The following is an 11131-nucleotide window of genomic DNA, read 5'->3' as shown; positions in this document are numbered from 1 at the left end:
GACCGTTCGCGTCGGCGACCTCCCGGTAGGGAACCGTGGTGGGCAGATCGGTCGTTGTCATGTCGTGTCGCACCCCTTGCGTCGAAAGATCTGGCCAGCGCCCCCTGTCCCATGCCTTTCGTGCGCGTGCGGGTCCCGGGGCCGGCCGACGCGCACCGTCGGCCGGCCCCCCGCTGCCTCACCTCATGTACCGCCCCCCAGCAGCCCCGCCTCCCGCGCCCAGCGGTACTTCGCGCCGAGCACGGCCACCGGCTTCTCCGTCGTGTACGGGTACGCCACGACCCCGCGCTCGAAGAGGTACTGGCAGGCCTCCTCGACCTCCACGTCGCCCGCGAGCGACGCCACCACGGGCTTGACGATCCCGCGTTCGCGGAACTCGGCCACCACGCGCGCGGTCAGCTCCGCGAAGACCATCGGAGGAGTGACGATCGTGTGCCAGTAGCCCAGGACGAGCGCGTGGATGCGCGGGTCCTCCAGCCCCAGCCGGATCGTCGCCTCGTACGTCGACGGCGGCTCGCCCCCGGTGATGTCCACCGGGTTGCCCGCCGCCCCGAAGGGCGGGATGAACCTGCGGAACGCCTCGTCGAGGTCCGGCGGTATCTCCATCAGCGACAGGCCGTTGTCCGTCACCGCGTCGGAGAGCAGCACCCCGCTGCCACCGGCGCCCGTGATGATCACGACGTTGTCACCCCGGGGAGCGGGCAGTACGGGCAACGCGCGCGCGTACTCCAGCATGTCGTTCAGCCCCGGCGCCCGGATGACACCGGCCTGGCGGAGGATGTCGTCGTAGACCGCGTCGTCACCGGCCAGGGCGCCGGTGTGCGAACCGGCGGCCTTCGCACCCGCCGCCGTACGGCCCGCCTTGAGGACGATCACCGGCTTCTTCGGCACGGTCGCCCGCGCGGCCGCCACGAAGGCCCGCCCGTCCTTGAGGTCCTCCAGGTGCATCGCGATGCACTCGGTGTGCGGGTCCTCGCCGAACCAGGTCAGGAAATCGTCCTCGTCCAGGTCCGACTTGTTGCCGAGTCCGACGATCGCCGAGACGCCCGTCCTGGTGGTGCGGGCGAAGCCCAGGATGGCCATCCCGATGCCGCCCGACTGCGAGGTCAGCGCCACCCCGCCCTTGACGTCGTAGGGCGTGCAGAACGTGGCGCACAGGTCCTGCCAGGTCGAGTAGTAGCCGTAGATGTTCGGTCCCAGCAGGCGCACCCCGTGCCGCTCGGCGATCGCCACGATCTCCGCCTGGAGTTCGTGTTCGCCGGTCTCCGCGAACCCTGAGGGGATCAGCACGGCGTTCGGGATCTTCTTGCGTCCCACCTCTTCCAGGGCCGAGGCCACGAACCTGGCGGGGATCGCGAAGACCGCCACATCCACCTCACCGGGAACGTCCGTGACACTCTTGTACGCCTTGCGGCCCAGAATGTCATCGGCCCTGGGGTTCACCGGGTGGATGTCGCCCGCGAAACCCCCGTCGACGAGGTTGCGCATCACCGAATTGCCGATCTTGCCCTGCTCGTTGGAGGCGCCGATGACGGCGACCGACGCGGGCTGCATCAGCCGGCGCATCGAGGTGAGGATCTCGTCCCTGGAGTACTTCCGGCGCGCCGGGGGCTGCGACTGGGCGAGGATCACCCGGATGTCGGCCGCCACCGCCCCCTCCGCGGTGGCGATCACCGGGTTGAGGTCGACCTCCGCGATCTCCGGGAAGTCGGCGACGAGTTCGGAGACCCGGCGGATCTGTTCGGCCACGGCCCACCGGTCCACACCGGCCTGTCCGCGCACCCCGCGCAGGATCTCCGCGGAGCGGATCGAGTCCAGCATCGACAGCGCCTCGTCGGCGTCCACCGGCGCGAGCCGGAAGGTGACGTCCTTGAACACCTCGACGAGCACCCCGCCGAGCCCGAACGCGACCACCTTCCCGAACGTCGGATCCGTGACCGCCCCGACGATGACCTCCTGGCCCTGGGGCAGCAGCTCCTGGACCTGCACGCCCGAGATGCGGGCCTTCGGGTCGTAGGCGCGCGCGTTGTCGACGATGGTGTGGAACGCGGCCCGCACGCCGACGGCGCCCTCGACGCCGACGATCACCCCGCCGGCGTCGGTCTTGTGCAGGATGTCCGGCGATACGATCTTCATCACGACGGGTCCGCCGAAGCGCGCCGCGAACGCCACGGCCTCGTCGACGTCGGTCGCCAGTTCCTCGCGCGGTACGGCGATGCCGTAGGCGTCGGCGAGCACCTTGCCCTCGGGCGCCGTCAGCGCGGTCCGGCCCTCGGCCCGCACCGAGTCGAGCACGGAGCGCACCCGCGCCAGGCGGTCCTCGGCCATCACGTCAGATCACCCCGTTCGACTTGAGCAGGCGCAGTTCCTCGTCGCCGAGACCGAGTTCGCCGACGTAGACCTCTTCGTTGTGCTCGCCGAGCAGCGGGGAGCTGGTCACCTCGACGGGGGAGTCGGACAGCTTGAGCGGGCTGCCGACCGTGACGAACTCGCCCCGCTGCGGGTGGGGCACGGTCACGACCATCTCGTTGGCGACCAGCGACCTGTCCTCGATGATCTCCCGCGTGGACAGGATCGGCCCGCAGGGGATGTTGTGGGCGTTGAGCCGCTCCAGCACCTCCCACTTGGGCAGCGTCGAGGACCACTCCTCGATCAGCTGGAACATCTTGTTGAGCTGGGGCAGCCGCGCTTCGGGCGTGGCCCACTCGGGGTCGTCGGCCAGCTCGGGCCGGCCGATGAGCTCGCTGATCGGCCGCCAGCCGACGGGCTGCACGATGACGTACACGTAGTCGTTCGGCCCGCCCGGCGCGCACTTGACGGCCCAGCCGGGCTGGCCGCCGCCGGACGCGTTCCCCGACCTGGGAACCTCGTCGCCGAAGTCCTCGTTGGGATATTCGGCGAGCGGCCCGTGTGCCAGACGCTGCTGGTCCCGCAGCTTCACCCGGCACAGGTTCAGCACGGCGTGCTGCATGGCCACGTTGACCCGCTGCCCGCGACCGGTGCGCTCCCGCTGGTAGAGCGCGGCGAGGATGCCCGCCACGGCGTGCACACCCGTCCCCGAGTCCCCGATCTGGGCCCCCGTCGCCAGCGGCGGCCCGTCCTCGAAACCGGTGGTCGACATCGACCCGCCCATGGCCTGCGCGACGACCTCGTACGCCTTGAAGTTGGTGTACGGGCCCTCGCCGAACCCCTTGATGGAGGCATAGACGATACGCGGATTGATCTCCCGGATGCGGTCCCAGGTGAAGCCCATGCGGTCGACCGCGCCCGGCCCGAAGTTCTCGACCATCACGTCGGAACGCCGGATCAGCTCGGTCAGGATCTCCTTGCCGCGCTCGGTCTTGGTGTTGAGGGTGATGCTCCGCTTGTTGCAGTTGAGCATCGTGAAGTAGAGGGAGTCGACGTCCGGCAGATCACGCAGCTGCTTGCGCGTGATGTCGCCGGTCGGTGCCTCCAGCTTGACGACGTCCGCGCCGAGCCAGGCGAGCAGCTGGGTCGCCGAGGGCCCGGACTGGACGTGGGTCATGTCCAGGACGCGGATGCCGTCGAGAGCCCTGGTCGAGGTCTGGGTCATGCCAAGCGCTCCTCACTTGTACATGGTCTGGTTCATGGTTCCGGGGGCGTACGCGTCGGGGTCGACCCAGACGTTGATCAGGGACGGCTTGCCGGACTCGCGGGCGCGCCGGAGGGCGGGGCCGATGTCGGCGGGGTCGCGGACCTCCTCGCCGTAACCGCCGAGCATCTGGGCGAACTTGTCGTAGTGGACGTCGCCGAGGGTGTTGCCGACCCGCTCGCGGTCCTTGCCGTACTTGGCGGCCTGGCCGTAACGGATCTGGTTCATGGAGGAGTTGTTGCCGACGATGCCGACGAAGGGGAGGTCGTAGCGGACGAGAGTCTCGAAGTCCCAGCCGGTCAGGGAGAACGCGCCGTCGCCGAAGAGCGCGACGACCTCCTTGTCGGGCCGGGCCTGCTTGGCCGCGAGCACGAACGGGACGCCGACGCCGAGCGTGCCGAGCGGGCCCGGGTCCATCCAGTGCCCGGGCGACTTGGGCTGCACGACCTGCCCGGAGAAGGTGACGATGTCGCCGCCGTCGCCGATGTAGATGGAGTCCTCGGTGAGGAAGTCGTTGATCTCGCTGACCAGACGGTACGGGTGGATGGGTGAGGCGTCCGACCTCAGGCTGGGCAGCCGCTTCTCCAGGGCGGTCTGCTCGGCCGCCCGCAGCTCGTCCAGCCACTCCTTGCGCTTCGACGCCCCGCCGTTGACGCGCCCGGAGGCCGCCTCGGTCACCGACTTCAGCACCAGTCCGGCGTCCCCGACGATGCCGAGGTCGATGTCGCGGTTCTTGCCGACGGTGCGGTAGTCGAGGTCGATCTGCACGACGGTCGCGTCCGCCGACAGCCGCTTGCCGTAGCCCATGCGGAAGTCGAAGGGCGTGCCGACGATGACGATGACGTCGGCGTTGGAGAAGGCGTACCGGCGCGAGAGCTGGAAGTGGTGCGGGTCCCCGGGCGGGAGGGTGCCGCGGCCGGCGCCGTTCATGTAGGCGGGGATGTTCAGCGCGCGCACCAGCTCGATGGCCGACTCGGTGCCCCGCGTCGTCCAGACCTGGCTGCCGAGCAGGATGGCCGGTTTCTCGGCGTGCACCAGCAGATCGGCGAGCCTCTCGACCGCCTCCGGGTCGCCGGCCGAGCGGGTCGAGGCGCGGTAGGCGCCCGCCTGAGGCACGCGTGCCTTGTCGGCCGGCACCCTGGCGTCGAGCACGTCGCGCGGGATCTCCAGGAAGGAGGGGCCCGGCGCGCCGTGGAAGCACTCGCGGAACGCCATGGACACCATGTCCGCCGCGCGTGCCGTGTCCGGCACGGTCGCCGCGAACTTGGTGATGGGGTTCATCATGTCGACGTGCGGCAGGTCCTGCAGGGAGCCCATCTTGTGCTGGGTGAGGGCCCCCTGACCACCGATCAGCAGCATCGGGGACTCCGCGCGGAAGGCGTTGGCGACCCCGGTGACGGCGTCGGTGGTCCCCGGGCCCGCGGTGACCACGGCGCAGCCGGGCTTGCCGGTGATGCGTGCGTAGCCGTCGGCGGCGTGGGCGGCGACCTGTTCGTGACGGACGTCGACGACCTCGATGCCCTCGTCCACGCAGCCGTCGTAGATGTCGATGATGTGGCCGCCGCACAGCGTGTAGATGCGGTCGACCCCCTCGGCCTTCAGCGCCTTGGCTACGAGATGACCACCGGAGATCACGTCCTGGGTGTCGTCGGGCATGGCGAAGTCCTGTCCCTTCGTAGGGGGTTGGAGCGGTTCGCGGTACATTGCATACAGTCGACGAATACTGTATGAAGCTTGTTATCCCGCATCCGGTGGGTGGTGTCCAGGGGGCGTGCGGCACTTTCAGTCAGGAGCCGGAATGGACCTGTACGAGCACCAGGCAAGGGAACTCTTCGCAGAACACGGCATCTCGGTGCCGAGGGCCGAGGTCACCGACTCGCCCAAGGAGGCACGCGACATCGCCCGCAGGCTCGGCGGACGCGTGGTCGTCAAGGCCCAGGTCAAGACCGGCGGACGGGGCAAGGCGGGCGGTGTCAGGCTCGCCGCCGACCCCGCCGCGGCGGAGCTCACCGCCCGTCGGATCCTCGGCATGGACATCAAGGGCCACACGGTCGGCACGGTGATGCTGGCCCAGCCCGTGGACATCGAGACCGAGTTCTACGTGTCCTACGTACTCGACCGCGCGGCGGGCCGGTTCCTCGCGATCGCCTCGGCCGAAGGCGGCATGGACATCGAGGAGGTGGCCGCCACCCGGCCCGACGCCGTGGTCCGCGTCCCCGTCGACCCGGCCCGGGGCGTCACCTCCGCCACGGCGGGCGAGATCGCCGAAGTGGCCGGACTGCCGCCGCAGACCGTGGACGTCCTCGTCCGGCTCTGGGAGGTCCTGGTCCGCGAGGACGCCCTCCTGGTCGAGGTGAACCCGCTGGTGCGCACCCGGCAGGGGCAGATCCTCGCCCTGGACGGCAAGGTCACCCTCGACGACAACGCCCGCTTCCGTCAGTCCCGTTGGGGCGCCGACGACGTCGAGCACGGCGACTCGCTGGAGGCGACGGCCGCCGCCAAGGGCCTCAACTACGTCAAGCTCGACGGCGAGGTCGGCATCATCGGCAACGGCGCCGGGCTCGTCATGTCGACCCTCGACGTGGTCGCGGGCTGCGGTGCGCGGCCCGCCAACTTCCTCGACATCGGCGGCGGTGCCAGTGCCCGGATCATGGCCGACGGACTGTCGGTCATCCTCTCCGACCCGGACGTGAAGTCCGTCTTCGTCAACGTCTTCGGCGGCATCACCGCCTGCGACGCGGTCGCCGACGGCATCGTCCAGGCACTGGACAGCGTCCGGCTGACCAAACCGCTCGTCGTGCGCCTCGACGGCAACAACGCCGCCCGGGGCCGGGCCATCCTCGACGAGCACGCGCACCCGCTGGTCGAGCAGGTCACCACCATGGACGGCGCCGCCGCCCGTGCCGCCGAACTCGCCACCACTGCCTGAGGAGAGGGAACGCCATGGCCATCCACCTCACCAAGGAGAGCAAGGTCCTCGTCCAGGGCATGACCGGCGGCGAAGGCATGAAGCACACCCGGCGGATGCTCGCGGCGGGCACCAACGTCGTCGGCGGCGTCAACCCCCGCAAGGCCGGCCGCACCGTCGACTTCGACGTCCCCCGGAGCCCGAACGGCCCGGGAGGCACCCCCACGGCGGTACCCGTCTACGGCTCGGTCGCCGAGGGCATGCGCGCGACCGGAGCGGACGTCACCGTCGTCTTCGTGCCGCCCGCCTCCGCCAAGGCGGCGGTCGTCGAGGCCGCCGACGCCGGAATCGGGCTCGCGGTCGTCATCACCGAGGGCATCCCCGTCCACGACTCCGTCGCCTTCACCGCCTACGCCCGGGAGAAGGGCACGCGCGTCATCGGCCCCAACTGCCCGGGCCTCATCACCCCGGGCCAGTCCAACGCGGGCATCATCCCGGCCGACATCACCAAACCGGGTCGCATCGGCCTGGTCTCCAAGTCGGGCACGCTGACGTACCAGCTCATGTACGAACTGCGCGACGTCGGCTTCTCGACCTGCGTCGGCATCGGCGGCGACCCCGTCGTCGGCACCACGCACATCGACTGCCTCGCCGCCTTCGAGGACGACCCCGACACCGACCTGATCGTGCTCATCGGCGAGATCGGCGGCGACGCCGAGGAACGCGCGGCGGCGTACATCCGCGAGCACGTCACCAAACCCGTCGTCGGCTACATCGCCGGATTCACCGCGCCCGAGGGCAGGACCATGGGGCACGCGGGCGCGATCGTGTCCGGCTCCTCCGGTACGGCGCAGGCGAAGAAGGAGGCACTGGAGGCGGCCGGCGTGCGGGTGGGCAGCACCCCGACCGAGACCGCGAAGCTCGTGCTCGCCCTGCTCGAAGACCGGCAGCGGGCCCTCTGAGCCGGCCCCGCGACGGGCCGTTCGAATCCAGAGCCGCGGGTCGTTCGAGCCGAGATGCGCGGGTCGTTCGAGTCCAGAGCCGCGGGCCGCTCGAGCCGAGAGCCGCGGGCCGCTCGATCGCAGGCCCGCGGTGGGTCGTTCCCAGGCCCGCGGTGGTTCGTTCGATCCCAGGCCCGCACGGTCGGCCGAGCCCGGTCCGTGGCGGGTCGTTCGAGTCGAGACCCGCGGTGGTTCGTTCGAGTCGAGACCCGTGGTGGTTCGTTCGATCCCAGGCCCGCACGGTCGGCCGAGCCCGGTCCGTGGCGGGTCGTTCGAGTCGAGACCCGCGGCGGGCCGTGAGTCCACACCCGGGCGGGCCGCCCGGGCCCGTCTGTCCGCCCCCGACCGTGCACCGAGAGCGGAGCAACCGCATGGCACCCACCCTCACCCTGAAAGCCGGCACGTCCTGGCCCGACGCCTGGCGGCGCTGTCTCGCCGCCGCACCCGAGGCCTTCCGCGACGACCGGGTCCTCAACCTCTGGAACGCCGGCTGGCAAGCGGACGGCCGGGTCCTGCCCGCCGTCAGCCCGGTCGACGGCAGCCCGATCACCGGCCCGCCGCGCCTGGAGGAGGCCACCGCCCGGCGGGCCGTGCGCGCCGCCCTCGACCAGCACCGGGCCTGGCGGCACGTCCCGCTGCCGGAGCGCCGGGCCCGCGTCGCGGCCACCCTCGACGCCCTCGCCGAACACCGCGCGCTCCTCGCGCTGCTGCTCGTCTGGGAGATCGGCAAACCCTGGCGGCTCGCCCAGGCGGACGTCGACCGGGCGATCGACGGGGTCCGCTGGTACGTCGACGGCATCGAGCCGATGCTCGCCGACCGGGCCCCGCTGGACGGGCCGGTGTCCAACATCGCCAGCTGGAACTACCCGATGAGCGTGCTCGTTCACGCAGTGCTGGTCCAGGCACTGGCAGGCAACGCGGTCATCGCCAAGACCCCGACCGACGGCGGCGTCGCCTGTCTCACCCTGGCCTGCGCGCTCGCCGCCCGCGAGGGGATCCCCGTGACCCTCGTCAGCGGCAGCGGGAGCGAGCTGTCCGAGGCGCTCGTACGGGCGCCCGAGATCGGCTGCGTCTCCTTCGTCGGCGGCCGCGACACCGGCGCCGCGGTGGCCACGGCCGTCGCCGACCTCGGCAAACGCCACGTACTCGAACAGGAGGGACTCAACACCTGGGGCATCTGGAACCACTCGGACTGGGACGCGCTCACCGCGGTGATCCCCAAGCTCTTCGACTACGGCAAGCAGCGCTGCACGGCGTACCCGCGCTTCGTCGTCCAGCGGCAGCTGTTCGACGCGTTCCTGGCCGCGTACCTCCCGGCGGTCCGCGCGCTCAGGGTCGGGCATCCGCTCGCCGTGGAGCAGCCCGGCGATCCCTGCCCGGAGCTGGACTTCGGACCGGTGATCAACGCGGCGAAGGCCAAGGAGTTGCAGGACCAGGTGGCCGAGGCGGTCGAGCGCGGGGCGGTGCCGCTGCACCGCGCCAGCCCCGGCGACGCGCACTTCCTGCCCGGGCAGGACACCTCCGCCTACGTCCAGCCCGTCACGCTCCTCAACCCGCCGCGCTCCTCACCCCTGCACCACGCGGAGCCGTTCGGCCCGGTCGACACCATCGTCCTGGTCGACACGGAGGCGGAGCTGCTGGCCGCGATGAACGCCTCCAACGGGGCGCTGGTGGCCACGCTGTCCACGGACGACCGGGCCACCTACGAGCGGCTCGCCCCGCAGATCCGCGCGTTCAAGGTGGGCCACGGCCGGCCCCGCTCCCGCGGCGACCGCGACGAGCTGTTCGGCGGACTCGGGGCGTCCTGGCGCGGCGCGTTCGTGGGCGGGGAGCTGCTGGTGCGCGCGGTGACACGCGGGCCGGCGGGGGAGCGGCTGCCGGGTAACTTCCCTCAGTACCAGCTGTTGCCTTGACGGGGGTAGGGGCGGCCGGGGTCGGATGCCGCGTGCGCGGGGCGCTGCCCCGTGCCCGGCTCCACGCGCCCGGTTCCGGCCCTCGCCCCTCAGCCGATGCCCTGCCGGTCCGGGTGCAGGGCGAAAGCCCGGTCCGCCGGGGTCGGGGCCGTGTGGGCGACCTGCTGCCGTAGCAGTGCGCGGTGACGCAGCAGCGGCTCCCGCCGGTCCCGCGGCGCCAGCAGGAGCAGGTCGTCCAGCCCGGCCAGCATGCGCCGCGACACCTGCGGGCTCCCCACGGCGCAGCCGCGCACCTCCGCGAACCCGAGATCCACCAGCTCGGTCCACCCCGGCACGGGCTGCACCAGCCGCACCGCCCCGCCCCGGTCCCGGTGCAGGGCGGCGTCCAGCGGATGCCGGCTCAGCACCGCCAGGAACTGCACGATGCGGTCCAGCGCCTGAACGGCGGTCGTCGGATCGTTGATCGCGGACGACAGCGCGCGCAACGCGATGTCGGCCAACTGCCGCAGACCGAAGCCGAGATCCTGGTGGTAGGTCCGCTCCACCCCCACCGAGACGCTGCGGCGCAGCGCCCCGCGCGGCGGGGCGGCCCCACCATGGACCGCCAGCACGGGCGTGCCCGGCACCACGAAGTCCCCGATCCGCGGGATCAGCCGCAGCACGACCCCGTGCTTGCGCGCCACCCGCACCAGCCGCGCGATGTGCACGTCCCGCAGCACCCCGGCCCGCCCCTCGTGCGGCACCCACGCGGTCGCGGCGCCCAGGTCGGGCGCCTCCTGCCCGCCCGCTGGTGCGGGCATCGAGGCGGCCACCCGGAAGGACTCGGCGGCGATCCGCGCGATCACCTGGCTGATCCGCATCAGCCGCAGGGTGCTGTTCACGTACAGCACGAACAGCAGCAGGCTCAGCGCGACCATGCCGAGCGTGAGGACGGACTGCACCAGCGGCAGCGATGTCACGACACGGGCGTCGTCGGCGCTGTCGAAGGCGGTCAGCACCAGCAGCGTCAGCACGAACGTGGCCAGGAACACCGCGAAGGTCGCCTTGGTGATCCGGCTGCGGACGAAGAGCCGCACCACACGCGGGGTGAACTGCCCGCTCGCCATCTGCACGGCCACCAGCGAGATGCTGAACACCACACCGATGAAGGTCATCATGGCCGAGCCGACCGCGCTCACCACAGCCTTCGCGTCCTGCGCGAACCGCAGCAGCTCGTCGAGCGTGTCGTAGTCGCCTTCCTCCCGGAGTGCCTCCACGATGGCCGTGTCGAGCGCCTGTGCCCCCAGCCACACCAGGGAGACCGCGAGCATCGCCGCGGTGGGGGCGAACCAGAACGTGTCCCGCAGATGCTCCCTGAGCGGTGACAGGGCGCGCGGGCGACGCCCCGCGACAGGGCTCTGCGTCACCATCCAGTCACTCATGGTGTGACCCTAGAGGCAACGGGCCGCGAGGTCCCGGACCCCCGCCCGGTGGACGGAAACGCAGGTGAAAGGCACTCCGAAACCTTGGTATTGTTGTGCCTGTCGCCGCGGGGAACACCCCTGGCAAGGCGGCGGACACCTGGTCCGGGTGGCGGAATGGCAGACGCGCTAGCTTGAGGTGCTAGTGCCCTTTATCGGGCGTGGGGGTTCAAGTCCCCCCTCGGACACTGACAGACAGGGTGCCGACCAGTTCATGGTCGGCACCCTTTCTCGTG

The 11131-nt window shown here is 71.3% G+C and carries 7 protein-coding genes and 1 tRNA gene; 4 read left to right on the top strand and 4 right to left on the bottom strand.

Annotation, left to right across the window (positions count from 1 at the left end; all coding sequences use genetic code 11):
• Window positions 1-183: 183 nt before the first annotated feature.
• From RIN80_RS23890 to RIN80_RS23880, 3 genes are read right to left on the bottom strand one after another with little or no spacing between them, the layout of a single operon-like run.
• On the bottom strand, window positions 184-2328 hold the full coding sequence (locus RIN80_RS23890; RefSeq protein WP_309097702.1) for an acetate--CoA ligase family protein: 2145 nt from the start codon (window positions 2326-2328) through the stop codon (window positions 184-186).
• A gap of 4 nt (window positions 2329-2332) precedes the next feature.
• Entirely contained in the window at window positions 2333-3574 is a 1242-nt protein-coding gene (gene frc, locus RIN80_RS23885) for a formyl-CoA transferase (RefSeq protein ID WP_309097701.1), read from the bottom strand.
• A gap of 12 nt (window positions 3575-3586) precedes the next feature.
• Entirely contained in the window at window positions 3587-5269 is a 1683-nt protein-coding gene (locus RIN80_RS23880; protein ID WP_309097700.1) for a thiamine pyrophosphate-binding protein, read from the bottom strand.
• A 142-nt stretch (window positions 5270-5411) separates the two neighbouring features.
• On the opposite strand from RIN80_RS23880, the gene sucC reads away from it, so the two are divergent.
• From sucC to RIN80_RS23865, 3 genes are all read left to right on the top strand, one after another.
• Window positions 5412-6542 (top strand): ADP-forming succinate--CoA ligase subunit beta, encoded by a 1131-nt coding sequence (gene sucC, locus RIN80_RS23875; protein WP_309097699.1) that lies wholly within the window; start codon window positions 5412-5414, stop codon window positions 6540-6542.
• A 14-nt stretch (window positions 6543-6556) separates the two neighbouring features.
• Window positions 6557-7483, top strand: coding sequence for a succinate--CoA ligase subunit alpha (sucD, locus tag RIN80_RS23870; protein ID WP_309097698.1), 927 nt, complete (start codon window positions 6557-6559; stop codon window positions 7481-7483).
• A 410-nt stretch (window positions 7484-7893) separates the two neighbouring features.
• Window positions 7894-9435 carry an aldehyde dehydrogenase family protein gene (locus tag RIN80_RS23865; RefSeq protein WP_309097697.1) on the top strand — a complete coding sequence of 514 codons (1542 nt, stop codon included), beginning with the start codon at window positions 7894-7896 and terminating at the stop codon, window positions 9433-9435.
• 89 nt (window positions 9436-9524) lie between these two features.
• Here RIN80_RS23865 and RIN80_RS23860 read toward each other — a convergent pair whose 3' ends face one another.
• Window positions 9525-10856 carry a DUF2254 domain-containing protein gene (locus RIN80_RS23860; protein ID WP_309097696.1) on the bottom strand — a complete coding sequence of 444 codons (1332 nt, stop codon included), beginning with the start codon at window positions 10854-10856 and terminating at the stop codon, window positions 9525-9527.
• 142 nt (window positions 10857-10998) lie between these two features.
• Here RIN80_RS23860 and RIN80_RS23855 point away from each other — a divergent pair.
• Window positions 10999-11083, top strand: a tRNA-Leu gene (locus RIN80_RS23855).
• Window positions 11084-11131 lie beyond the last annotated feature (48 nt).

It is taken from the genome of Streptomyces sp. (genome assembly GCF_031181705.1).
Taxonomy (GTDB): Bacteria; Actinomycetota; Actinomycetes; order Streptomycetales; family Streptomycetaceae; genus Streptomyces.
Note: the sequence above shows the minus strand (reverse complement) of the source record. Positions and strands in the feature narration are given on the sequence as shown.